Source organism: Geminocystis sp. M7585_C2015_104, assembly GCA_015295805.1.
Classification (GTDB): domain Bacteria; phylum Cyanobacteriota; class Cyanobacteriia; order Cyanobacteriales; family Cyanobacteriaceae; genus DVEF01.
In genome coordinates this window covers 23,719-46,850 of record DVEF01000093.1, presented here as the reverse complement: position 1 = coordinate 46,850, position 23,132 = coordinate 23,719, and the positions used below count along the sequence as shown (strand labels likewise).

Annotated in this window: 25 protein-coding genes; 10 read left to right on the top strand and 15 right to left on the bottom strand. The window is 45.7% G+C overall.

The genetic code is table 11. From position 1 onward, the window contains the following. The first annotated feature begins 558 nt into the window (after positions 1–558). Entirely contained in the window at positions 559–1,461 is a 903-nt protein-coding gene (locus IGQ44_11355; GenBank protein ID HIK38571.1) for a septal ring lytic transglycosylase RlpA family protein, read from the top strand. A 291-nt stretch (positions 1,462–1,752) separates the two neighbouring features. Here IGQ44_11355 and IGQ44_11350 read toward each other — a convergent pair whose 3' ends face one another. The 7 genes from IGQ44_11350 to IGQ44_11320 form a co-directional block, all read right to left on the bottom strand. Then, positions 1,753–2,445 (bottom strand): aldehyde oxygenase (deformylating), encoded by a 693-nt coding sequence (locus tag IGQ44_11350; protein ID HIK38570.1) that lies wholly within the window; start codon positions 2,443–2,445, stop codon positions 1,753–1,755. Between the two features lie 248 nt (positions 2,446–2,693). Then, positions 2,694–3,143 carry a DUF4168 domain-containing protein gene (locus IGQ44_11345; GenBank protein HIK38569.1) on the bottom strand — a complete coding sequence of 150 codons (450 nt, stop codon included), beginning with the start codon at positions 3,141–3,143 and terminating at the stop codon, positions 2,694–2,696. Between the two features lie 87 nt (positions 3,144–3,230). Continuing rightward, entirely contained in the window at positions 3,231–4,559 is a 1,329-nt protein-coding gene (locus IGQ44_11340) for an MFS transporter (GenBank protein HIK38568.1), read from the bottom strand. Between the two features lie 184 nt (positions 4,560–4,743). Then, a complete protein-coding gene (recO, locus tag IGQ44_11335; protein HIK38567.1) occupies positions 4,744–5,541 on the bottom strand; it encodes a DNA repair protein RecO in 798 nt (265 codons plus the stop codon). Further along, positions 5,542–6,210 (bottom strand): deoxyribose-phosphate aldolase, encoded by a 669-nt coding sequence (gene deoC, locus IGQ44_11330; GenBank protein ID HIK38566.1) that lies wholly within the window; start codon positions 6,208–6,210, stop codon positions 5,542–5,544. An 8-nt stretch (positions 6,211–6,218) separates the two neighbouring features. Further along, positions 6,219–6,518 (bottom strand): DUF2973 domain-containing protein, encoded by a 300-nt coding sequence (locus IGQ44_11325; GenBank protein HIK38565.1) that lies wholly within the window; start codon positions 6,516–6,518, stop codon positions 6,219–6,221. Between the two features lie 42 nt (positions 6,519–6,560). Continuing rightward, positions 6,561–6,893: a DUF2605 domain-containing protein gene (locus IGQ44_11320; GenBank protein ID HIK38564.1), complete on the bottom strand. Its 333-nt coding sequence runs from the start codon at positions 6,891–6,893 to the stop codon at positions 6,561–6,563. Between the two features lie 143 nt (positions 6,894–7,036). On the opposite strand from IGQ44_11320, the gene IGQ44_11315 reads away from it, so the two are divergent. From IGQ44_11315 to cobW, 6 genes are all read left to right on the top strand, one after another. Beyond that, positions 7,037–7,744, top strand: a complete 708-nt coding sequence (locus IGQ44_11315) for an MgtC/SapB family protein (protein HIK38563.1) — start codon at positions 7,037–7,039, stop codon at positions 7,742–7,744. An 88-nt stretch (positions 7,745–7,832) separates the two neighbouring features. After that, positions 7,833–8,003: a hypothetical protein gene (locus tag IGQ44_11310; protein HIK38562.1), complete on the top strand. Its 171-nt coding sequence runs from the start codon at positions 7,833–7,835 to the stop codon at positions 8,001–8,003. 52 nt (positions 8,004–8,055) lie between these two features. Then, positions 8,056–8,220 carry a hypothetical protein gene (locus tag IGQ44_11305; GenBank protein ID HIK38561.1) on the top strand — a complete coding sequence of 55 codons (165 nt, stop codon included), beginning with the start codon at positions 8,056–8,058 and terminating at the stop codon, positions 8,218–8,220. 20 nt (positions 8,221–8,240) lie between these two features. Beyond that, the gene (locus tag IGQ44_11300; protein ID HIK38560.1) at positions 8,241–8,684 is read left to right on the top strand and encodes a ferredoxin; all 444 of its coding nucleotides are present in this window, start codon (positions 8,241–8,243) and stop codon (positions 8,682–8,684) included. An 18-nt stretch (positions 8,685–8,702) separates the two neighbouring features. After that, positions 8,703–9,356, top strand: a complete 654-nt coding sequence (locus tag IGQ44_11295; GenBank protein ID HIK38559.1) for a response regulator transcription factor — start codon at positions 8,703–8,705, stop codon at positions 9,354–9,356. 8 nt (positions 9,357–9,364) lie between these two features. Next, entirely contained in the window at positions 9,365–10,426 is a 1,062-nt protein-coding gene (gene cobW, locus IGQ44_11290) for a cobalamin biosynthesis protein CobW (protein ID HIK38558.1), read from the top strand. Here cobW and IGQ44_11285 read toward each other — a convergent pair. The 5 genes from IGQ44_11285 to IGQ44_11265 form a co-directional block, all read right to left on the bottom strand. Continuing rightward, positions 10,414–11,343, bottom strand: a complete 930-nt coding sequence (locus tag IGQ44_11285; protein ID HIK38557.1) for a phytoene synthase — start codon at positions 11,341–11,343, stop codon at positions 10,414–10,416. The two genes, cobW and IGQ44_11285, sit on opposite strands and share 13 nt — an antisense overlap. A 106-nt stretch (positions 11,344–11,449) precedes the next feature. After that, positions 11,450–12,871 (bottom strand): 15-cis-phytoene desaturase, encoded by a 1,422-nt coding sequence (gene pds, locus IGQ44_11280; GenBank protein ID HIK38556.1) that lies wholly within the window; start codon positions 12,869–12,871, stop codon positions 11,450–11,452. 193 nt (positions 12,872–13,064) lie between these two features. Further along, positions 13,065–14,357, bottom strand: coding sequence for an insulinase family protein (locus IGQ44_11275; protein HIK38555.1), 1,293 nt, complete (start codon positions 14,355–14,357; stop codon positions 13,065–13,067). 193 nt (positions 14,358–14,550) lie between these two features. Next, the gene (locus tag IGQ44_11270) at positions 14,551–14,739 is read right to left on the bottom strand and encodes a 50S ribosomal protein L32 (GenBank protein ID HIK38554.1); all 189 of its coding nucleotides are present in this window, start codon (positions 14,737–14,739) and stop codon (positions 14,551–14,553) included. A 102-nt stretch (positions 14,740–14,841) separates the two neighbouring features. Then, entirely contained in the window at positions 14,842–16,065 is a 1,224-nt protein-coding gene (locus IGQ44_11265; GenBank protein ID HIK38553.1) for a response regulator, read from the bottom strand. Between the two features lie 345 nt (positions 16,066–16,410). Between IGQ44_11265 and IGQ44_11260 the strand changes: the two genes are divergently transcribed. Further along, on the top strand, positions 16,411–16,698 hold the full coding sequence (locus tag IGQ44_11260) for a 4a-hydroxytetrahydrobiopterin dehydratase (protein HIK38552.1): 288 nt from the start codon (positions 16,411–16,413) through the stop codon (positions 16,696–16,698). A gap of 2 nt (positions 16,699–16,700) precedes the next feature. Here IGQ44_11260 and IGQ44_11255 read toward each other — a convergent pair whose 3' ends face one another. Continuing rightward, positions 16,701–17,774, bottom strand: coding sequence for an extracellular solute-binding protein (locus IGQ44_11255; GenBank protein ID HIK38551.1), 1,074 nt, complete (start codon positions 17,772–17,774; stop codon positions 16,701–16,703). Positions 17,775–18,024: 250 nt separating this feature from the next. On the opposite strand from IGQ44_11255, the gene IGQ44_11250 reads away from it, so the two are divergent. Further along, positions 18,025–18,345, top strand: coding sequence for a hypothetical protein (locus IGQ44_11250; GenBank protein ID HIK38550.1), 321 nt, complete (start codon positions 18,025–18,027; stop codon positions 18,343–18,345). Here the strand turns inward: IGQ44_11250 and IGQ44_11245 are convergent. Together IGQ44_11245 and IGQ44_11240 are read right to left on the bottom strand one after the other, a co-directional pair. Continuing rightward, positions 18,283–19,401, bottom strand: a complete 1,119-nt coding sequence (locus IGQ44_11245) for a TIGR00303 family protein (protein ID HIK38549.1) — start codon at positions 19,399–19,401, stop codon at positions 18,283–18,285. The two genes, IGQ44_11250 and IGQ44_11245, sit on opposite strands and share 63 nt — an antisense overlap. 20 nt (positions 19,402–19,421) lie before the next feature. Continuing rightward, the gene (locus IGQ44_11240; protein ID HIK38548.1) at positions 19,422–20,180 is read right to left on the bottom strand and encodes a DUF2232 domain-containing protein; all 759 of its coding nucleotides are present in this window, start codon (positions 20,178–20,180) and stop codon (positions 19,422–19,424) included. 1,432 nt (positions 20,181–21,612) lie between these two features. Between IGQ44_11240 and IGQ44_11235 the strand changes: the two genes are divergently transcribed. Beyond that, entirely contained in the window at positions 21,613–22,581 is a 969-nt protein-coding gene (locus IGQ44_11235) for a slipin family protein (GenBank protein HIK38547.1), read from the top strand. Positions 22,582–23,132 lie beyond the last annotated feature (551 nt).

The window sequence follows — 23,132 nt, the reverse complement described above, 5'->3', positions numbered from 1 at the left end:
CCCAGTTTTTTGACAATTTCTTTACAATTAGATGATATCACTCCTCTTCCCCCCTGTCCAATTTCCCCATTTGTGTTGGCTTGAACTCTATTTTTTCCTTTTCTATTCAGTTATATTAGTAACCCTTATAACTTTATAATGAGCATTTTTGTGTCATTTTTTATTTTCTTTTTATATTAAGTTTACAAGAGAAACTTTTTATATTCCCTAGGCCCTTGTTCGGCAATTGCTCTGAAAATGAGAGCGAATAGAATCCCCTAATATGGCGGAGACTGACCTATTAGTTCTTTAAAACTAAATCTGGCTTTTGAAAAAAAGTACAAACTATCCATTCTCTCTTATTTAGCGATAAAAAGCAATAAAAATAAAAACAAAAAATAATACAAAATGAGATGTATAAGAAATAATTAAACATCGATAAAGGTGGTTGTGTTAATTTAGTTTAAGTCGAAAGAAGGGGGCAATGAGAGAAAAAAATAGAGGGGGAGAGATTTTAACCCCCTCGGAAACAAAACCAAAAGACACACGCTGAATCACACCCAGAAAAGGACTATGACCATGAACGAGAAATTTTTTACTAAAGTTGCTAAAGGCTCAGTCTTAACAACACTAATTAGCATAGGAATTACCGGACAATCGCCTGAGGGAGTAGAAGCAAAAAACTACCCCAAGCAACAGGAAAAAATAATAGTCCCCGTTGAAAATGTTTTAGCACGAAATGCCACAGAGCCCATCAAAGAATTTCGTTTCACCAGACTATATAGACACCAGTTACAAAACCGTGGTGCCATAACTTTATACTACCAAAATACTCCTCTGTTAACGTTTCTGGAAACCCCCAATGGCGGCGCTTTAGATGGTGCAGTCAAATTGGCGGAGAAATTGGAAGCAATTTCGGATAAGCCTTCTGTAGCCTCGCAAATCAATGTTATTTGGAATGCTGACAATGACTATTCCCTCGTAGTTGGCAATGAGGAATTAATAAGACTAAATCAACACACTATCTTGCCGGATAGTACTGACAATTCTGCTGAGGATGCTTTACAGTTAACTAATCGTCTTCGTCGTCTAGTGGGGGGTGCCCCCCCCTTAAGACAAATTCAAGGGCAACCCAAAACCGTTGTCAAAAATAACTTTAACCCCCTTGCCCCCGTTAAGAATCTGAGAAAGGCTGCCCATGGCATAGCTTCTTGGTATGGCCCCGGATTTCATGGACGACGCACCGCCAGTGGCCAAAGATTCAACCAACATGAATATACTGCCGCCCACCCTTCTTTACCTTTTGGCACCCTTGTCAGAGTTACTAATGTCCGTAATGGTCGCTCTGTTGTAGTACGGATAAATGACAGAGGGCCAAGAAAACGAGGACGAATCATTGACCTGTCGGCGGCGGCGGCGAGGGCTCTCGGTTTAAAATCCAGTGGTATAGCACCAGTTACCATTCAGGTTATAGGCAGGTAAGGGAAAATCTAACTACAAGTTTGTCACTGTCAATGTTTCGGTTGTGAATTCGGGGTGAGGATGGGCATTGAATTCTTCTCCCCCCAGCTGGTTTGTAATGACAGTTGACAATAAAAACCCTACAACCGACTACAACTCACCCCTCCTCTGTTAGCCTCCCGTGCCCAAAACCTCCCTCGACAGGGGGGGGACTTTGTAGCCTTGAATCCTGATTGAAACACAAACATTTATGGTTGGGTCTTTTTCCATCTATTCAAGGGGAGTATTTTGACCCAACCCTGAGTGTAACAGTTAGGCGCCTTTTAAACCCTGGGAGGTCATTTTCATGATTTCACGGGTAGAAAAGCCAATATTGGCCAAGGCGTCACCATAGCTGATCAAAAAGTCTTCTACTAGTTCTTCCTTTGTCATACCTAAGGTTTTGGCGTCTTTTTCCACCTGGTTTAACATTTGCCACACCAGGGGCAGATTTTCGCGGTTAGCCTCTTCCAATTCGGCTTTGCATTCCTGGAAGTGGGCCTTTAACCATTCTTCGCCAAAATTGAGATGTAAATACTCGTCTTTGACAACTCCCTCTGTGATTTTACGGGCAAAGGGATCGGCTACAGGAATATATATGTTGTAGGCGGCAATGGCAAAGGCTTCAATAATTAGTGCCTGGATTAACAGACAGGTGGCTACTTTCCCCTCTGCCTTGGCTTTTTGGAAGTTTTCCCGTAACTGGGCAAAAAATTTTTTGGCAAACTCCATGTCAGGAATGACATCTAAATTCCGCCCACAGGATTCAAAACCCCTTCTGTGACGGGATTCCATCTTGGCCAAACGGGTTAATTCCTCTTGGTATTGGGGAAGTAATTGGGCTATGTCAATATAGTTGTCGTGAGCCTGCTGTTCCCCTTCAATTACAATGGCATTAATACGACTATAGGCATCTTTGTAAACGTCACTAGTATAATCTATGGTGGCAGCGTTGACCGGTTGCATAAATTCTCAAATCTCCTCTAAGTTTGTCTATAGACTAGTGCAGCAGATATACGACCTGGGCAGTCGTGTTTCCCTAGTGCAAGATGATGAATTATTTTATTACAATTTCCGCTCATGTTGTCGATTTTTTCAGGGAATTAGGGCTCTGATTCGATTTTATTTGCTGATATGTTATCTAGCTACTGATTAGTTGAAATAGTACAATAGAGTGCCCTTTACTGCTACCATTCAGTTTCGTCTAACCGGCCTTACATTCCAGGGGGTTGAATTTGTTCAATTATCTTCTGGAGACGTTGTTTGAGGGTGGGATTTTGTTTTATCTGCTGGGTAATCTGGTTAAATTGACTGACAGTTAGCCCATTATTTTTCACAATAACCTCTGACTGATTACAATATTCTTCCGCCATATTGCGGGCAGCCGGGGGCAGTTGACTAAAACTCTTTTTTTGATCACAGGAAACAGATAAAGAGGCATTAGAACCCACTATGTTCTCTATACTAGCATAGGTGGCCTTTCTAAGATTCTCAATGGCAATGACAGCTTTGGCGTATTTTCGCAACTGTTCTTCAGTAATCTCCTGTGTCTGTGCCAAAACGGAAGTAGAAGAGAGGGGAAATCTAGTCACCGGGAGGAGATTAAGGGCAACCGCCATGCCTACAAGGCCACCAACCAGTAAACTATGAGAAGACTTTTTCATTGTCCTTGTCATAATCTGCTCAGAAGAATAAGGCAGACAATATCCCTACTACCTAGTATGAAGTAGAGGAGTAACCAATAGTTCCCCCTAGCGGGAGTCTGGTACCATAATACTAAAAGTAACACCGGAAGTTGCTAGGCAGGCGAGAAATAACAATACCCATCTTAGGCCAAAATAGGTCTCTGCTACCCCCGCCAAAGCCAAGGGCAAAGAAAGGGCAATGTTCACGGCGTTATTCTGTAAACCGAAGACTTTTCCCCTCTTGTTGGGAGGGGTTTCCACCTGGATGGTGGTTTGCATGGGCACTCCTACAAAAGAGGCAGAAAATCCCAAGACTACGGTGATTATAAGAGTGGACACTAGACTGTTCATCACCACAGGCAACACCAACAGACTACCACCCATACCCACAAAGCCCCAAAAACTGAGACGGGAATAGGGTATTAGTTTCCCTTGTTGAGTCACAAATGCAGCGCCCATAGCCACCCCTACCCCTGTAGCCGCCAACAGATACCCAAATTCTTCCGCTCTCATCCCCGGTATCTTTTCCGCCATTGGCACTGCCAACACTGCTAGAGCTGCAAAAAGGGAAAAAAGTAGTATTTGCTGTATTATTGCGTATCTAACAATGGGGTTAGCCTTCAGGTATTCTATTCCCTCCTTGATGTCCTGCCATAGGTGAATTTCACTGGTTTGAAGATGTTTTTTAGTTTCCCTAAAGTATAAAAGTGTCAGTATCCCCCCTGCTGTCAGATAACATCCTCCTACCAGTAATTCTCTCCCGTGGGGAAGGGGTAGGGTGTCTGCCATTGTTAATAGGGGCTGTCCTATGGCAAAACCCACAATTAACATCCCCATCATGGTGGTAGTGTAAATGGAGTTAGCTGCTAATAGGTCTTTCCTCCTGACAATTAGCGGTATTGTCGCTTGTTCGGCTGGTGCGAAAAACTGTGTCAAAGTAGAAACACAAAATGTTACCAACAGAGTAAGCCAGAATCCCCATGGCAGAGAAAACAGTTTAAGATGGGTTGTTTGCCACGACAGACACAAAGGGATAATTAGTACTAACAACCCTCTTCCCAAATTGGATGTTACTAATACCATTTTCTTTGACCAACGATCCACGTATACCCCCGCCAGACTCCCGAAGAGAATCGCTGGGATGGTGAAGGCGATCATCACCATGGATACTTTGCCGCTGATACTTTCCCCTGGTTGTTGAAAATAGGTTTTAATTATCCCAATCATCAATACCAGGTAGATTTTGTCTGCCAGTTGTGAGAAAACCTGTCCCAACCAGAGGAGCAGAAAATTGGCATTTTTTATTACATTCATTATTTCATTATCTGTTTCCTTAGGCCCTTCTCTCAAGAGTTTATCGTATTCTTCTTTTTTTTCTAGGGAATCTGTAGGCATTTTCATTGTTTTTTAGAATAATATTTGCCCTTTTTTAGGGAATCCCGTTGGACAATTCTACCACATCTTTCTCCCAAAGAAAATTAGGAGGAGAATTTGAACAAAAAAACACCAATCCTCCTTTGAAAAATTTTTGTTTTCGTGGGGCTAAATCTCCAGCCCTGCCGGGATTAGGAAAAGCGGGTTAAAACTCCATCAAAATGTCTGCTAGTACCTCGGCGGAACGGATTTTGAAGCCTAGATACCATTGTAGATAGTTTTTCAAAAGGTTCTCTATTTTTTGCCAACTCCTTCTCAACAACAAGTCATCACAGTGGAGGAATCCTGCTGGGAGAAAGGGCTGGGGTAGGGCCTGTAATAACGCCAATTCTAAGGCATTTAATTCCTCTTCTACCAGTGCATATGAACTTTCTTGTCTAAAACACTCACTGATTCCCCCACCGGCAAAGGAAAATCCCACACGCCACCCTGGTTTGTCAAAATTGGGGGTTATGGGTCGCTGACTGAAGACACAATTGTATACTTGCGGCGCTATACCACTGAGGGCTAGGAGATGATATATTGCCTGGGCTATATGGGGGAATAGCCAGTCCTGTGGTTTCAAGTCTCCTAGTCGCCTCAAATGGGCCCTGAAAAGATTATACAACTCCTCCTGGGACTGTCCGCTCAATGCCAGATGCAACACCACCTCTGCTAGATACTGACTGGCTGCCAGTTTGCCTATGTTTTCTCTTAGTCTGGGATAGTACTGTTCCGTTTCTATCTCCTTGATCTTGTCTAGACTCCGTCCCCTTATCAACAGGAAATTGTTTTCCAACAACAATTCTGTCTTGCCTCTTAGGGGGGATTTGTGTTTCTTTGCCCCGGGCGCTATGGCTTTTTTCAACCCCAGGCTAGGAGACAGAAAGGTAACTAGCACATCCTCTTCCCCCAACGCCTTCCGTCTCAGTATAATCCCTTTGGTTTCAAAAACATTACTCATTTACTGGTCGAGTAGCTGTTGTTGTTTCACCAACTCCAATCCTCGGGATGTGCCCAAACGGGTGGCGCCGGCTTGTATTAGTGCCAAGGCTTGCCCCAATTCGCGAATGCCACCAGCGGCTTTAATCCCCACTGCCCCGCCAACGATTTCTGCCAACAGCCTTACATCTTCCACATTGGCGCCGCCAAACCAGCCTGTGTTGGTTTTCAAGAAGGCGACTCCTGCTTCCAAACATACCTCTGCTGCCATTTTCTTCTCTTCTACAGTCAGCAGGTTAGTTTCCAGAATCGCCTTTACTCTTTTACCCGTTTCTTCTACAATGGTGGCTATTTCCTCATGAATTGAATCCCATTTGCCCTCTTTTGCCCAGCCCAGGTTTATTACCACCTCCAACTCCTCGGAGCCATTTTCTGCCGCTTCCTGTGCCTCATACAATTTGCAGCCGGGGGTGGTGTTGCCGGTGGGGAAGCCAATCACCGTGGAAACTATCGTTTTCTGCCTGTGGAGCAACTCTCTGGCCAGTTTCACCGCCTGTGGGTAAACACACACTGCCGGAAAGTTGTACCTGATGGCAATCTCACAGCCACGCCTTACATCTTCCCTGGTGGCTGTGGGTTGTAGTATGGCAAGGTCAATATATTCGGCTATATTAATCTCCTCACGCCCCATATCCTAATTTACGAGTTTTGGGTGTCTTCTGGGTTTCCTGGGGATGATTCATAAAGGGAATCGAGTTTCCGACGCGCTTCTTCCAGGGAAACTGACCGAATCACCAATAGAGGTTCATCAATGGGTTTCCCTTCTTTGTCAAACAATTCCGGGTGCGTTCCCTTTTCACTAACTCCTCCACCTCCCCCCTTATTAATCCAGGCCCTTTTCTGGGATTCCACACTTATACTGACTAGGCTACGGATTAGATTGCTAATGGCAAAGAAGGCAATCACCGTAAAAGCCAATATGTACACCAGGTGCAACATCTTTTCCTCAGCCATAACTCCCGTTATAACTAATGAATGGAACTAGAAACTGCCTTGTTTTAACTCCCGCCATCTTCTTGCCACATCCCAACATTCTGCCACCAGCTTATGCCAGGGTAGAAGTGCCTTCGTGTCCACTCCCACCTGTCCTCCGGTGGCCCTAAATAGCATAATTGCCGTTTCCACCTCCTTCTTGGCTTGCCTTAGTCTGGCCAACAACCCTTCCTGTTCCTCTTCCGTGAGAAAAGGCATCCTCTCCGATTCTAGCAAACAGGAGGCTCTATTGAACCAGTACACGAAGTCCTCTAGGAGGGGGGCTAAAATTTTCTCTAAAATCTCTTTTTCGGTTGGTTGCGACGGCTGCGACGGTTGCATAGTCTTATTTGCCCTCTTACTCTTATTCTACTATTCTAGTCTTCATCTTAACCTAGTTTACATTTTTTTACAATTTCCTCATTTTCTGCCTCCCCTGTCTGTGGTCTACCATGATAACTGTTTGTTGTTAGGCTAGGGGTGCCATGACGCTAACACTAACAGAGTTTGTGGTTCGCCTCATAGTGGCGTTTTTACTGGGTTCAGCCATTGGCTTGGAACGACAGTGGCGGCAAAGAATGGCGGGTTTGCGCACTAACACCCTGGTGGCCATAGGGGCAGCCTTATTTGTGATGCTGTCGGTGTTGACGCCGGGAGATTCCAGCCCCACTCGCATTGCCGCCCAGGTGGTGTCTGGCATTGGCTTTTTGGGGGGTGGTGTAATTTTAAGGGAGGGACTGAGCGTGCGGGGGTTAAACACGGCGGCTACCTTGTGGTGTGCGGCGGCCATTGGCGCCTTGGCAGGGGCTGGTTTTTTGACCCAGGCAACCCTTGGAGCCTTATCGGTTTTGGCCACCAACTTATTCCTGCGGCCTTTAGGTTATCTCATTAATCAGCAACCTCTCAAGGGAACAGAGATAGAACTGTGTTACCGTTGTGATGTCGTTTGTAGGGCAGAGGTGGAGGCTCATGTTCGTGCCCTGTTACTCCAGTCCATGGGCGGTGGCAAGTTACAATTGCGTTCTCTTTATAGTGAGGACTTGGAAAACAAACCCGACTGTGTCAGTGTGGAGGCTGAATTGATTAGCCAGGAGAGAAATGATGCTCTTTTGGAGAATATTGTCAGTCGTTTAAGTTTGGAGCCGGGGGTTGTTTCCATTCGTTGGCGTATTATTGAACAGGAATTTGGCTGACAGCCCGGAGAATATTTTTTTCCCTGTTACAATAAGTCCCAGACCATTAGACTAGGATTAGATAGTAAATCCGGTTTTGGTTTAGGTTATGTGGAACAGTCCCCGCTGCGATCGTTGTGGCAAGGAGCTTTCCTATAGTGACTATCAGTGGGCCAAGCGTTGTCAGAATACCTATGGCCGGGCTCACCTGATTTGCTTCGACTGCCTCAGTGGCCCTTGTTGTCCCATTTGCGGTTCCCTCCTGGAAAACACCGAGTAGGGGGTGGTAATTTGGGACCTTAAGGGGTACTAGGATTTGGGTATTTTCTTCCTTGAAAAAACACAAGGCCACACCCTCCCATCACCACGGATGGGCAAGAGGCGGCACACCGCCGCCATTGTACATCAAAAAACGGGAACTTGTCAAGGGCTATGGGACATTCTTTGGCTTTCCTGACGGGGGAAAAAGGGAAAACAGGGGTATAATAAAACCCTAGAAGAGGAAAAGGGGAGGGTTATGGAACAAGAATGTTCAACACTAAGGGAATGTGTAAAACAACTGGGACTACAGTCCATAAACAGACATATATTCCTGTGCTGTGACCAAACTAAACCCAAGTGTTGTAGTAGGGAAGAAAGCCTAGAATCGTGGGAGTATCTCAAGAGAAGACTAACGGAATTAAAGCTAGACACCCCCACTGGGGGGAGAGACTGGTGTGTATTTCGGACTAAAGCTAATTGTCTAAGGGTATGTCAGGAGGGGCCAATTTTGTTGGTCTATCCGGAGGGGGTGTGGTATCGTAAGGCAACACCAGAAGTGATTGAAAGGGTCATCCAGGAACACCTGCTAGGCAATAAAATAGTAGAGGAATACTCATTCCACCGTCATCCTCTTCCCCAAAATGAACTATGTGACAGGGATGAGAATAAAACCGGGGGGGAGTTGTCAGTTTCAAACTAACGCCGAGGGAGTAGGAATATGAAGGAGAGAGAAAAAGTGGCCAAAGTGCCAAAGAAACTACTGCTCGTGGATGACGACCCGAACCTAATTCTACTGGTGAAGGACTATTTAGAATACAACGGCTATGAGGTGATTACTGCTAGTCATGGGAGGGAGGCTTTGAGCATTCTAGAGAGGGAAACTCCGGATTTAATCATCTGCGATGTGATGATGCCGGAGATGGACGGGTATAGTTTTGTCAAACAGGTAAGAGAAAATCCCCGTTGGCGTTGGCTGCCTGTTATTTTCCTTTCCGCTAAAGGACAGGTGAGCGATCGCATCAAAGGTCTAAATGAGGGGGCAGATGTTTATATGGTAAAACCCTTTGAGCCGGAGGAGTTGGTAGCACAAGTGAAATCAACGCTGGCTCAAGCCGAGCGACTCATGGCGGCCAATCCCAGACGCACCGAGACCCTACAAAGACTTCAAGTTCCTCTACATGTCCAGTTGACCCCCACTGAAAAAAAAGTAGTCTCTCTTGTTGCCAGCGGCATGTCAAACAAAGAAATAGCTGAAGCCTTGGGGGTTAGTCAAAGGACTGTGGAAAGTCATGTTTCAAACATGTTGAACAAGACAGGATTGAACAACCGCACAGAGTTATCTCGTTGGGCATTGGAAAATCAAATTGTGTAGGGGGGAAGATGCACAAAATTCCAGTGACTGTCATCACCGGCTTTTTGGGCGCGGGGAAGACTACCATTATTCGTCATCTGTTACAAAACAACCGGGGTAGAAGAATTGCCGTATTGGTCAATGAGTTTGGGGAAGTGGGCATTGACGGGGAGTTGCTCAAAAGTTGTAGGGTTTGCGATGGGGAGGAGGGGCAAGAAAGCAATATCATCGAGTTGACCAATGGTTGTCTTTGTTGCACCGTACAAGAGGAATTTTACCCGACGATGCAACAGTTGCTCGCCCGGCGGGACAAAATTGATGCTATTGTCATTGAGACTTCCGGTTTAGCCCTACCAAAACCCCTAGTACAGGCCTTTAGATGGCAGGAGATTCGCACTCGGGCCACAGTGGATGGGGTAGTAACAGTGGTGGATGGTTTTGCCCTGGCCACTAAAGGTTTTCCGGTATCTGATCTGGAGGCTTTGGAGGCACAAAGGAGAGCCGATCCCAGTTTAAATCACTCTACCCCCCTAGAGGAGTTGTTTGAAGACCAACTGGCCTGTGCGGATTTAGTCCTTTTGAGCAAAACTGACCTATTGGACGAACTCAGCCAACACCGGATTGCTTCTCAGTTACAAAAGTGTTTACGACCAGGGGTGAAAATGATTGCCCTGCGGGAGGGGAAAATTGAGCCGGAGGTGTTACTGGGGTTTAACGCCGCCGTAGAAGAGGATTTGGCCAATCGTCCCAGCCACCACGATGATGAAGGGGAACACGAACACGATGAGCAAATTACCTCTCTGCTGTTGGAACAGAGGGAAACAGTTGCACCCCAAGCCTTGCTAACCAGGTTACAGGACTTGGTAGCAAGGGAGGAGATTTATCGCATCAAGGGGTTTGTCAATGTGCCCCATAAGCCCATGCGGATGGTTTTACAGGGTGTAGGCAATCGCTTTGAAACCTTTTTTGACCGTCTTTGGCAACCCGGGGAGGAAAGAAAAACTAGACTGGTGGTGATAGGGAGAAACCTAAACCCCGTCGCTGTGGGGGCCTACAGCCAGATGACTGTAGTACCACCTCAAAGTGCTTGAGCCCTCAACCAGGCGATGGGTAGGTATAACAGTTTTTTGGGGGTTGGCACAAAGGCGCGGCGGTTGAACACATCATAGTCGTTTTTGACAATAACATCCAGGATGCCTTGATACAACATAAGGGCAGCCCATACCGGCCATCGGGCGTCTTTACTTAGGGCACTAATTCCTTTTTCTGCTTTCTGGTAGAATTGCCTCGCCCGCTGGATTTCAAAGTCCATCAGTCTTCGCCAACGCTCATCTATTACCTTGTTTTTTAGATCCTCTTCTGTGTAGTTAAATCTTTCTAAATCCTCCAGTGGGATATAAATTCTGCCCCTGTTAATGTCCTCCCCCACGTCTCTGAGGATGTTGGTGAGCTGGTTGGCAATTCCCAGGGCGATGGCTTCCTCTTTTGGGATATAGACGGAATTAGGCCCCCAGGGGGTTTTGGAAAGACTGTCATCCACCCCTAACACGGCAGCAGACATTAACCCCACAGTCCCAGCTACCCGGTAACAATACACAAGAAGGTCAGAAAAGGTCTCATAGCGGTTGCGGGACAGATCCATCCTTTGGCCAGCGATCATGTCCCGGAAGGGTTGAATGTCTATGGGAAAGCGTTTAAGGGTGTCTACCAAGGCCACATCAGGATCGTCAATGGGTTGTCCGGCAAACACAGACTCCAGGTGACGCTCCCACAAGTCCAGAGTTTCATGGGTGGTATTGGCTGCCTGCGGGCCATCTACCAACTCATCTGTGCGCCTGCACCAAACATATATGGCCCAGATAGCATTCCTTTTCTCCTTGGGCATAAGAAGGGTGCCTAGGTAGAAGGTCTTAGAGTACCTCGCCGTCACCTGACGACAATACTCGTAAGACTCTTCCACACTAGCAAGTGGCCTTTTTGGTTCTAATTTTGGTGAAAGGTGCAGCATTCATCCCTGCTGAAATCTTCTGTGACAACAACAAGATAACTAATAAAAATTCTCTAGTATTGTCTCACGAACTTGAATTAATTGGGACAAATTCTGGAAAGGGTGGTTATCTTGTGCCACTAGCAGCGGCCATGGCCGTTTGACGGGAGGTTACGGGATGGTCCTCACTAATATATTTGGCGGCTAGTTTTCCTGATAGGACTGCTCCTTCCATACTACCCAGGTATTGTTGCATAGTATAGTCTCCTGCCAGATAGAAATTGGGGATAGGAGTCCTTTGACTGGGGCGGCACTTTTGTCGTCCGGGGGTAGCCTTGTATACTGAACGGGGGGTTTTAACCACATGGTACTTACGCAACTTAGCCGGATTGTCGCCGGTGAAGTGTTGGGGGAAGAGTTTTTCTAATTCCTTCATGGTGGCGGCGACGATTTCCTCGTCCGACCTGCTAATCCACTCGGCGGCCGGCGCCAGTACCAATTCTAACATGGAGCGGTGGGGGTCACTGTACCCCCTACAGGTATTACTCATGTCTGCATAGACACTCAGAAGGGGCGAACGGGAAAAGAGAAGGTGGTCAATGTCCGTCAATTTGCGATCGAACCATAGGTGGACATTAATAACAGGCACCCCTTCTAGGCCCTGTAATTTTTGAAAAAAGGGCATTTCCCTCCACGGTGCTGGCAATAGGACCTTCAGAGGGTCTACTGGTATAGCACTTACGTATATATCCGCAGTTACAATTTCATCCGGTGCCCCATTTAGCCCCCGAATGAGGAAGCCTTTTACGCTGCCATCTTCCCTTAACAGGATTTCCTTAAGGGGAGAGTTCAAACGCACCTCGCCCCCCTTTGCAGTGATATAATCTACTATGGGTTGACAGAGTCTTTCGGTGGGGGAGCCGTCCAAAAAGGCCATTTTCGAGCCGTCCTTTTCCTGTAAGAAGCGATTGAGGGCAGTAAGAAGTACAGTAGCAGAGATTTCGTCGGGGTTGATAAAATTGAGGGCCTTAGACATAGCAATAAAGACTTCCTTTTCCACCCGGGGAGGGATGGACTGTTTCCGCATCCATTCTGACCAAGTGTATTTGTCCATCTCTTCCACGTATTTTTGCCCCCTAATCATGGCCGGTATTAAACCAAGGCCAAATCTAATTTTCTCCTCCCAAGTCAACATGTCATTGTTGCGCAAAATCGCCATAATCCCATTGAAGGGTGCAGGTATGTCCGGGAAATCAAAGCGAGAGTAGGTGCCCGGCTTATCCGGCTGATTGAATATCATTGTATGTTCCTTCCACTGCAGACGGTCTTCTATGCCCAATTCCTTCAACAGTTGCAACATATTGGGGTAAGCACCAAAAAACACATGAAGTCCCGTCTCATACCAGTCACCATCCTCGTCTTGCCAGGCTGCTACCTTCCCTCCCAACACATCTCTCCTTTCCAACACCAGGGGGGTATATCCCGCGTCTGCTAGGTATTTTGCACAAGAAAGTCCTGCCAATCCTGCACCTGCTATTGCTACTCGCATTTTTCCTTTTCTCTACTCTTTCCTCTTTATCATTTTAGTAGCATTTCTTGACATTTCGTTACATTTTTTTCCTATTTTCCTCCCTCCCCCATAATCCTCTTGACATCTTCTGTTTTTTTATGTTATACTGCCGGTATAGTGGTCGTTGCCGCCTCTCGACTCGTGGTGAGGCGGCTTGGTGCTTTTTGGGGGTTTAGGGGTGAGCAATGACAATACCGTAGGAGGAGGGGGAAAGATATTGAGAAGCAGCCAGTTGGATGTGGTGGGGAGAGAGGGATTTGATATACTGTTCGTACTCCAAGGCGCCCTTGAGGGAGGCTAATTGGGAGTAGTAGTAGCCGTAGAGGTTAGTACGTTCGCTTGGTTTTTCTTTTTGGAAGATAAAACTACTAGTGACATTGTGTTTAACGCGATTTAGTTCCTCTTCTCGGACCCCATGGGATTGGATAGACTGGATGTGGTTGGAGATGGCCTCTGTGACCATGGGGATATTCTCTTGGGGAAGTTGTGCCGAGATATAAAAAAGCCCCTGGAGTTGGTAGGTAACATTAGCGGCGGTGATACGGGTAACAAGACGGCGGCTTTCTCGCAAATCCCTTACCAGACGGGAGAGTTTGCCACGCCCAACAATCGCTGCCAAAACGTCTAGGGGAAGAGTTTGCTGGAACTGTTGTAATCCCGGCACCCGCCAGAACATCATTATACGGGCTTGTTGGAGACTGGGATCCTTGTATCTATATTCAACTACTTTTGTAAACGGAGGTTCAGGGGTTCGGTGAGGGAAATAGTTATGGTGTGGTAGGTGGGAGTCGGGGGATGGAAGGTGGGGGTGATAGGATTGGATGATGGTTTCTGTCATGTAGTCTGCTGGCAAGTTGCCTACAGCGACGATGACTGTATTGGCTGGTTGATACCACAGTTGGTGGAAGGCACGCATTTGGGGCAGAGTGAGATTGGCGATGACAGTTTCCTCCCCCAAAATGGGACGATGGTAGGGGAGGGATGGGAAACACAGTTGGAGGGTTTTTTCCCAAAGACGACGACGGGGATTATTGGCAGCGCGTCTAATTTCCTCTTGTATTACTTTTTTTTCTCTTTCAAATTCCTCGGGGGGAAAAGAAGGATGGGTGACTAAATCCAATTGGAGGGGTAGTATTTCGGCAAAATCTTCACAGGTGGCAGTAAAATAGTAGTGGGTGTACTCATGACTGGTAGCGGCGTTAGCACTGCCCCCTTTGGCCTCTAAAATACGTTCAAATTCTCCCAACCTTACCAGTCTACTCCCCTTGAAAATCATGTGTTCCAAAAAGTGTGCCATCCCGCTAGTCTGGGGGGTTTCCATGGCACTGCCCACTTTAAACCATACATTGACGGTGACGGCGGGAACTGGTACTTGTTCTGTTATGATAGTTAGACCATTGTCCGGTATAACAGTCACTCTTGGATTAGAGTCGGGCAATTGCTCAGAAAAGACATTTAGACTCATGGGATGGCACCGGCGTCCTTATTAGTTATTTTGGATTATTATTGAGGGTGAGAAGGGTTAAAAAGGAGAAAAAACGAAAAAAGGGGTATAGCAAAAAAATCTAATCCCCCATTTCCTGTTAATTGTAACTGGTGATAAAGGAATTGGGGGAGAAGGGGTGTTACGGAGAAGTCTACAACGCCTAGTTGCCCGACTATTCTTCTTTTTCTTCTTCGCTTTCTTCTTCCTCTTTAGTGGGGTAGACAAAGCTATTGGATTTACCTGTCAAAACAGACTTGCCCAACGCAAGGGCCTTTATTGCCTGGATTTCTGCTTTTCTATACCAGTGGGCGCGACGGGAATCTCTTTTTGCTTTTGAGGTTTTCTTTTTTGGTACTGCCATAGTCTTTACTCTCAGTACAATTCTGCACGCAGTTTTATTATTCTATCCCTATTTCTCTACTGTTGACAATATTCGTCTTAGTTTTGTTGTAATGAGGTTGTGCTACTTTTCCGTTTCTGTATCCACAGACAATAGCTCTTCTATGTCAATATTAGTTGGGCTGCGACGGAGGAAGTATCTAATTTTAGCCAGAACTTTTTCTTGGTCAATAGGTTTACTTAAAAAGCTACTAGCCCCAACAATTTTGCTTCTAAGTCTGTCGAACATGCCATCATTACTAGTTAAAATAATCACAGGTATGTCTTTCAGGGCTCGGATTCTACGTATCTGAGAACATATTTCATAACCATTGACTATAGGCATTATTAAGTCTAAAAAAATCAAGTCTGGCTTATGTTTCAAGATCTCAGGAAGGGCTTTTAAGGGATCTCTAACAGCTACATATTGGTAGCCTGCCTCGGTGATAATATGCTCCATTATTTGACAAGTTTGTATGCTGTCATCAATGCACATAATGAGGATTTGCGAGGTGGTTTTATCGACTTTTTTTCCGCTATTCGTGACAGCCTTTGCCCCAAACTTTGTAGGTTTATCCTCTGTTTCCACCAGGGCGATTAAATCCTTTTCTAAAAAGGGTTTCAGCCATACAATTAGTTTGAATACTGTGAGATTTAATTTTTCAGCTATTTCTATTAGGGTGGATTTCCCGTTGAGCAGAGATACCAACTTTTTGTAGGTTTTTTCCTTACCCTGAAATGCGCCTTGCAGCAGGATAGGATTCTTGACAATGGGGGCTTTATGGGGATTATAACGGGTAATACCTTGTTTTTGCCACAGTTGCCATTCCTTTTCTAGCTCTTCCACAATGGACTGAATAGTTAGTAGGGAGATGATGTTTTTCAGCCCAGATTCTTCGGGGAAAGATTCCCTTACCTTAACTATTTCATAGCTTAGTTTTTCTTCTGTTTCCGCCTGATAAATATCAAATATAGTTTGGAGTATGTTGGATTTAATTATAGATAATGCCTGCTCTTTGGTAATCAAAAATCGCTTCAATAAAAATACCAACAAATGGTAATTCCAACACTCGAATTCCTGGTGTTTTTCTACTTCTAATAGTCTAGGATCTATGTCGGGACAGTATTTCTTGAACAATTTCTCCCACTGACTAATGGGATGATAACCACCATCTGCCCATACTAGACGACTGAGACAAAAATATACCCGCCACTGAATCCCATTTGCCCTCTTGACGTCAATTCTCCCTGTGAATTGTTTAGTTTGTAAGGATTGGAGTGCCCTTTTGAATACTCCTGAACTGTTCATCTCTTTTTTCTTACCACTGTATGTATTAGTATTTTACATAGGTGCAATCGGACAAATAAATGGCCAGGGGGGTAGGAGTGTGGGTTTGTGGGGGATTGGGGGGCCTACAACCATAAGCCCTTACCTTACAAGCCCTTACATGGGGATTGGGGGAGAATTGGGGGATTTTTTTTTTATAGTCTGTCCTAATCGATATTCTAAAATAAACACATGGACAAAAATAAAAAACTAAAATAAAGAAACAAAGGCTCCCCTAAGTAGTTACCGCTAGAAGATGACAGTGGCGCGGGGTGAACAACAGGCAGTATCATGGAACAAAAATAGATAGTGCATGGTGAGGGAAAAATGACTCTAAATGAGATGGAGGTAAGACAAAGACTGGTAGACTTTCCGGGTTGGATCACCAATGGGCAGTGTATTAGTACTACCTACAAGTTTAAGGACTTTGTGCAGGCAATAGACTTTGTGAATCGGCTAGTGGCGCCGGCGGAAAAGGCTGGACATCATCCGGATTTAGAGATTTCCTATAACAGGGTTACAGTCCGTTTAACTACTCACGATGCCGGGGGTATTACAGAAAAAGATTTTGATTTGGCAAAGGAAATTGTTAGAATAGCCAAACAGTTTCAATAGACTCAATAGAAAAGAGACTGCCATATTTGACGGTAGGCTGGGGAGAGAGAGGGGGATATAAATTCACTGTTGTCTAGGATGGCGGGAGTGGGGGGTGGGATGACAACATCAGGGGGGATATGTGTTAGAAGAGGGGAATAGCCACTGGTAAACAGGCTAATTTGTTTGCTAGCCTCTGGTTGCCAGCAAAAGTCTACCCACTGGTAAATCATCTCCTTCTGGGCGGGTGTGAGATTAGCTATAGAGGGTAAAACCCAAACGTCTGCCCAAAGGGAGGTGCCGGGGGAGGGTATAACAGCCTTGATTTTATGATAGCGTTGAACCACTGGTACAATGTCACTAGACCATCCTACTGCCAACCAGGTGTCGCCAAGAATTAGCGGTTGGAGGTAGTTACGGGAATCATAGAATTTAACCTGTTGATGGAGAGTTTGTAATTGTTCAATGAGACTAGGGATGGATTGGGGATTAGGGGTATTGTAGGAGTATCCTAATTTTTTCAACACCAAGCCAATAACTTCTCTGGGGTGGTTGGGGAGAGAGATACGCCCTTTTAAATCCTCATGCCACAAGTCTTGCCAGTGGGAGGGTTGCCAGCCAAGGGATTGGAACAAATCCTGACGGTAAGCAATCATAGTACACCCCCAGCGATAGGGTGCACCCCATATTTTGTTGTCTCTCGTCACCAGCTGTTGGAATTTAGGGGGTATTTGTTGCCATTGAGGAAGAGATGATAATGCCAGAGAGTGAATTAAATTCTTGTCAATAGCCAGTGTTAGCCAGTAATCCCCCAAAGAAACCAGGTGTGGAGAGGGGGATTTATTATCTTTGTCCTCTCGGGCAACCAGGAGTTGATATAGTACTTCCAGACTGGCTTCTGGTTTTAGTTTGACTGTTTTGAGACTGGGATTTTTCTTTAGGCTGGCAAGTAGTTGGGGGGGGAGGGATTTTGCTAAAAAGGCGATGTTTAATTCTGAGACATTCTCACTGTCACAGGCTGATAACAGACTAATCAAACTGATTGCCTCTGTCGTGGTGGCCAAGAATTTTAAGAATTCCCTCCGTGGTAATGACATGGGATATGTGGGATAGGCACAACTGTTTGTTAAATTTCACTGTTGAGTGCTGGGGATAGTGATTATGACACAACAGTCATAGAAAATCTTAAATGAATCGGGAATAATGACAGCTTTTTGGGGAACTAATTCTAGCATAAGAAACAGGAGGAATAATTTTTGCTAACAATTGTATTGGATTTTTCTGTCTATGAAGGACCAGGCATATTATTTTACAAAACTTAACAATAAACTGAATCAAATTTACTCTATGGTAAAGGAACTAGGGGAGTATGTGGGGTGGCCGGGGTTAGAAAAATGGACGAGAAACTCCGATTTAGCCGAGGGGGTGAAAGAGATAGAAACGCAACATACTGCTGAAAATCACAAGGATATCATCGACGACGAGAAATGTTTTTCCGTATCTTCACTTAAATGTACCAATATATCTTGTGAGGAACAGGTAAACCGGCTGACAGCACAGTTAACTGCGGCCTATTATAGGATAGCTTCGTTGGAGGAGGAGTTACTAACATTGCGACACCGTTTGGAGAAGGAAACGGGAAACCATAACTTCCACCATCCCTCGTAACTGGTGTTTGTCCACACCTAGAAGATGGGCGGCAACAGCACTCCCACCAGCCCCAACCCCCTCTTTAACAAAACCCCTCTCGTAGGCGCGTAGACATTCCCAGGAAGAGTTAGTAAAATCCAGTTGGGTGGCACAGAGGGAGACATCCCCCACATTTTCTGCCAAAGCCACCGTATTGCCTGTGTAATCCTCTGCTACCCAACGGGTGGTGGCAACGATGATATTGTCTAAAGGGAGGGGGTAGTCATAGTGGTGCGCTAGGGCTTTTACAAGGGCAAAAACAGCCAACATCTGGGTGCCCCCGGCCAACATAACTCCCACTTTCTGACTGGCGGCAAGGGCGATAGAGGCAACCACCACTTGCATTGGATCCCCAACAGCGGCTATAATCTCCAGGGGAGTGTTAAGATGGCCCCCTGTCTTGCTTAATCCCTGACAGACGATTTGCCATTTTTGTTGGTGATTGCAGACGGGGTGACTACTGTTTACCATACCATAGGCGGGGATTCGTAAAGCCGTTAGGACGGCCAAGGCGGTGGTAGTGCCAGCCACAACGCACTCAGCCAACAAGAGATACTGGTGGGGGAAAGCCTTTTCTGCCAGAATTGTACCCCATTTTAGCCCCTGTTGATGGAGATGTTCTACCACAGACAGAGGCAAAGCCTTACCCGTGGAGACACAATCAGCCGTCTTGCCGCCCAAGTCTATCATGGAGACGGAGGGGGGATAGGGTAAACCGGCATTAAACAGATATAGAGGCAAATCCCATTTTTCTACCACGGCGCGACTGATAAGGGTGGGGGAGACACCTGCAGAAAGGGGTGGTAGGGGAAATACGGGGTGGGGTTGAATGCCCTTAGCCAGGAATTCCGCATCTGCTAGGGCGGTAAAACGACGGGAAGAGGGGGTATTACCGGCATTGGAAATGCCCTCAATGCTGGCGGTGGCGGTGAAGGCAAAAGTGCAGGTGAAAATAGGTTTACGGTTTTGGTATTTTTCTAGCCATCTTCTTCCCCTTTCTGTTTCCGTGTAGATTTTAATATCATCCAGTGTCATGGCCAGTTGTTATGATAAGCCTATTCGTAGTCCAGGATTACTTGTAGCCATTTTGGTGGGCGAGGGATAGGGGTATGAAGACGATCGAACATTAATAGGGCCACCAGATGTACAGTCAGACAGTAGATGATATTATTCAACAATACCACAGCTATGGCCAATAGTTGGATTAGGAAAAAGCTAGGGCGGGCAATTATTCCCAGTTTTAAAAAGAGCCAATCTGCCAGGTTAGTAATTTGACTGATGACGTAAACCCACAAATCTTCGCCCAGGAGGATGGAAAACAGCCAAAAACGGAAGAAAAAGCCGAAACTGCCCAGAATGCTGGCTGCAAGTACAGACATATACCAGTTAGCCCCAAGACGCCACATGTATCCCAGCTGTATTCCCATCAGGCCATAGGGGATAATATAGATGATACTGCGGGGAGGCCCCATAAGGATGGTTAGCAATAGTCCCGAAACGATGGTGGTGATTATAGCAGCTCTTTTTCCCCGTCTCAGGTAAACTAGGGCAATGGGGAGGGGGAATAATACACGCAAAAAGGGGCCAAAACGGAAATAATAATCTATGAGCCAAATGATACTAGCAGTGCTTGCCAAAAAAGCACTTTCCACCAGGGAGATGGTTTCCTGTCTATACTGGTAGTGTTTCTTACCGCCGGGGGATGAAGTGGGGGAATTAGCCGGAGGAGTTTGGTTTTCTCCCCTTTCCCCCTCGTCTTCATCTAACCACTGGTAATCTTCTTCTGCAGAAAAGGGAGACTTGGAGTCAGTCAAGGGTGGTGGGACTTAGACACTGTATTAGCCATGATAGCCTATGGTTTCTATTCTCGCAATGGGGGGCCAGCTTATAGTCGTCTTAGTGGCGATTATCTAAACACTGGACTACCATGGAGGCAATGATATCAGATGGGAGGGACAAATGTGGAGGGAAATTAGCAGTCTTATAGTTTAGAACAAAACCTATTGCAGAAAGGGGGTAGCATTTAGGTGGCTATTCTATCACATTATCATTTTAACGGTTTTCAGCCGTTGGACTGACTGTTCTACCTCTGCTACCACTTCAGAAATATCAACAGTATCAAGTAGGGTATTCTTTAACCCATGTAAGAGGGCTTCAAATAAGGATACAGATCGTTTAACTACAGAAGACTACAAGACGCCAGTGGGGTTTTTTTAAAGGTATCAGAAACAGTGCACTCAGCTTGTGCACACTTTATAGGGAATATAACATAGCTATAGGCTTTCCTGATGGGACATATCCCCAGAAAAGAGCCTCCACTTAAAGGAAGGCCAGTTCACAGAGCTATGGCAAGTTATTGGAAGAAATCAGGCGAACCAATGAGTATAAAAGAGCTATAGTAGTAATGCTTGCCAATTTCAGGTTTCAGGGGCGTCATAAGGTTAAAAGAGAGCTGAGGAACTTGGTATAAGCCCTGTGGAGAATACCACCAAAAAGTCAGAGCTTTACGATAAGGTGGCAGGAATTCCTAGATCCTACGGTAAAGTTACATACCTCCGTCTGCTGTCTTTCTCCATGAGGTGTTGTTTTACACTATATACTGTTAGTCTGTTTTGGGGTTTCAATGCCATGGGAAAATCCAGCCCCTGCCCAGCGGAGAATATAACCCTCATTTCCCAGTTGAATCGCTATCAAGGCATCAGCGGGGGACAATTACAATTAACAATTAAAGGCACATGGTGGGCAACAATTTTGTCCTGGACCATAACACTGGCACTATTATTGTATTATTGTGAACCTTGGTATATTTGGGTATAGTCAACTAAATCTAAGGCAAGGGTAAAAGTTACAATGTTGGGGAGTGGCTGTGGTAAGCCCATTAACATTCGTCCTGTAGTCGGTAAATCACCCCCATAGGCCCGCCGTGGGAGATAATAACAATAATTCATCTCCTCAATCTTCCTCCACCCTTTTGCATTTTAGCGGTGTCTTTTAATTATTTTATGAAATTAAAATTTGGGAATTATTTAAATTGGCCCTCAATAAACGCTAAATTTATTCATTTATTTTTTCTCAAATATTCTTAGTTTCGTAGCAGAGCTATTGTATATTCAGAGAGGGAAAATACAGCAATCTATTTAACAGTTTATTGGCGGTTGCGGAGTATTAAAAAGAGAATTTAACAGAGTCTTAACCCGGCCGTGGTAGAATGGGGGTGGAATAGGGTAAGGGGTGGAGGATAAAAAGATGGAAACTAGTGAACAAGAGAGTCTCAGCAGAGAGGGTGCTAGGGTTTATGCTGCGCCCCATGTGGAACATGTTTCCCTGGGTGGGCCCATAAGGGCGATTCTTTTGTGGATACCCACTATTTTTATATTCCTAGTGGCCACTGGCGGGAGTCTTAGTGGGGAAAACCTGGGGAAACGTGTAGGATGGTTGGGCGGGGCAGCAGTTGTCAGTTTTTTGTGGAGTCAGTTGGTGGGAGGCGTCAGGGTAGCGGCGGAGTGGGAAAAGGGAGTAATCCTCACCCTAGGTAGATATTCCGAGGTGAGGGGTTCGGGTGTGTTTTACGTTTTGCCCTTTATTGAAACAGTAAGATTTGTAGACACTAGGGTACAAGTAATTAATATCCCTCGTCAAAGGGCCATAACTAAAGACAACGTACCAGTAGTTATTGACGGGGCTCTATTTTTCAGTGTCAAAAAACCGGAATTGGCCGTTACCAAGGTGCAGGACTACCGCTTTGCCATCTCCCAGTACTCCCAGTCTGCCCTACGAGATGTAGTAGGCTCCTACTCATTGGACGAGTTGTTGTCAGAGAGGGAAAAAATCCAAGAACAAATAGCCTTTATTGTAGGGGAGAAGGTCAGAGATTGGGGGCTGACAGTGGAATCCATCCAACTACAGGACTTTGACTTGCCAGAAGAATTGAAGAAGGTAATGTCCAGGCAAGCCTCCGCAGAGAGAGAAAAACGAGCCACTATCACCAAAGCCGAAGGTGACCGTCTGGCGGCAGAAAACCTAGCCAAGGCAGCAAAACTGATGGCGGAAAACCCCATTGCCTTGGAGTTGAGGACGTTACAAACTATCGACGGCCTGGCCAATAGCCCCTCCAACACAGTCATCCTCTTCCCCATGGAGTTGGGCAATGCCCTCAAGTCCATAGGCCAACTGGCACAAACTCAGTCAACCCCACAACGGGGGGAAGAATCATAAGTGCCGAGGTAGGGATACCTTGTGGGGGTATTACACTTTTGATGTGTGGCTTGTGGGAAAACAGAACCAAAACTGACAGATTGAATCATAAGCTACAAACCAATAGTCACCACTGCCTGGTACTCTAATTCCAATCGGTAAGAAGAAGTACACCTGCCGGGAATAAATGTAACCCCCTAGATGGCCACTGATATAAACGCCCTTCTTGCCTCTCCCTGGAGTTTAGTAATTTACCAAAATAGTAAAGTGTTACAATTTTAGGGGTTTAATTGGTCCTCTGTCCACAGGGCTTTACTGCTGGCATAATACAAGTTTCCAAACATAGGACTATAACTTTAGCTCAGCGTCAAAAAGTCATGAAATGTAGCCGCACAGTCCACCCACCGGCCGACGTAGACTGTAACGTAGACTGTATGCGTTGCCTGAGAAAACCACAAACTCCGACGGCGATGCCCATGATGGACTGTATTTACTAGTAATACCAAATCCTCAGTATTCCATATACTCCGGAGACTAACACAGTATGGGGAAGTTAATGAGACTGGCAGTGG

Excerpts from the sequence above, each read along its gene's own strand:
- IGQ44_11355 (HIK38571.1), top strand. The coding sequence starts at position 559 with ATGAACGAGAAATTTTTTACTAAAGTTGCTAAAGGCTCAGTCTTAACA.
- IGQ44_11350 (HIK38570.1), bottom strand. The coding sequence starts at position 2,445 with ATGCAACCGGTCAACGCTGCCACCATAGATTATACTAGTGACGTTTAC.
- IGQ44_11345 (HIK38569.1), bottom strand. The coding sequence starts at position 3,143 with ATGAAAAAGTCTTCTCATAGTTTACTGGTTGGTGGCCTTGTAGGCATG.
- IGQ44_11340 (HIK38568.1), bottom strand. The coding sequence starts at position 4,559 with ATGCCTACAGATTCCCTAGAAAAAAAAGAAGAATACGATAAACTCTTG.
- recO (HIK38567.1), bottom strand. The coding sequence starts at position 5,541 with ATGAGTAATGTTTTTGAAACCAAAGGGATTATACTGAGACGGAAGGCG.
- deoC (HIK38566.1), bottom strand. The coding sequence starts at position 6,210 with ATGGGGCGTGAGGAGATTAATATAGCCGAATATATTGACCTTGCCATA.
- IGQ44_11325 (HIK38565.1), bottom strand. The coding sequence starts at position 6,518 with ATGTTGCACCTGGTGTACATATTGGCTTTTACGGTGATTGCCTTCTTT.
- IGQ44_11320 (HIK38564.1), bottom strand. The coding sequence starts at position 6,893 with ATGCAACCGTCGCAGCCGTCGCAACCAACCGAAAAAGAGATTTTAGAG.
- IGQ44_11315 (HIK38563.1), top strand. The coding sequence starts at position 7,037 with ATGACGCTAACACTAACAGAGTTTGTGGTTCGCCTCATAGTGGCGTTT.
- IGQ44_11310 (HIK38562.1), top strand. The coding sequence starts at position 7,833 with ATGTGGAACAGTCCCCGCTGCGATCGTTGTGGCAAGGAGCTTTCCTAT.
- IGQ44_11300 (HIK38560.1), top strand. The coding sequence starts at position 8,241 with ATGGAACAAGAATGTTCAACACTAAGGGAATGTGTAAAACAACTGGGA.
- IGQ44_11295 (HIK38559.1), top strand. The coding sequence starts at position 8,703 with ATGAAGGAGAGAGAAAAAGTGGCCAAAGTGCCAAAGAAACTACTGCTC.
- cobW (HIK38558.1), top strand. The coding sequence starts at position 9,365 with ATGCACAAAATTCCAGTGACTGTCATCACCGGCTTTTTGGGCGCGGGG.
- IGQ44_11285 (HIK38557.1), bottom strand. The coding sequence starts at position 11,343 with ATGCTGCACCTTTCACCAAAATTAGAACCAAAAAGGCCACTTGCTAGT.
- pds (HIK38556.1), bottom strand. The coding sequence starts at position 12,871 with ATGCGAGTAGCAATAGCAGGTGCAGGATTGGCAGGACTTTCTTGTGCA.
- IGQ44_11275 (HIK38555.1), bottom strand. The coding sequence starts at position 14,357 with ATGAGTCTAAATGTCTTTTCTGAGCAATTGCCCGACTCTAATCCAAGA.
- IGQ44_11270 (HIK38554.1), bottom strand. The coding sequence starts at position 14,739 with ATGGCAGTACCAAAAAAGAAAACCTCAAAAGCAAAAAGAGATTCCCGT.
- IGQ44_11265 (HIK38553.1), bottom strand. The coding sequence starts at position 16,065 with ATGAACAGTTCAGGAGTATTCAAAAGGGCACTCCAATCCTTACAAACT.
- IGQ44_11260 (HIK38552.1), top strand. The coding sequence starts at position 16,411 with ATGACTCTAAATGAGATGGAGGTAAGACAAAGACTGGTAGACTTTCCG.
- IGQ44_11255 (HIK38551.1), bottom strand. The coding sequence starts at position 17,774 with ATGTCATTACCACGGAGGGAATTCTTAAAATTCTTGGCCACCACGACA.
- IGQ44_11250 (HIK38550.1), top strand. The coding sequence starts at position 18,025 with ATGGTAAAGGAACTAGGGGAGTATGTGGGGTGGCCGGGGTTAGAAAAA.
- IGQ44_11245 (HIK38549.1), bottom strand. The coding sequence starts at position 19,401 with ATGACACTGGATGATATTAAAATCTACACGGAAACAGAAAGGGGAAGA.
- IGQ44_11235 (HIK38547.1), top strand. The coding sequence starts at position 21,613 with ATGGAAACTAGTGAACAAGAGAGTCTCAGCAGAGAGGGTGCTAGGGTT.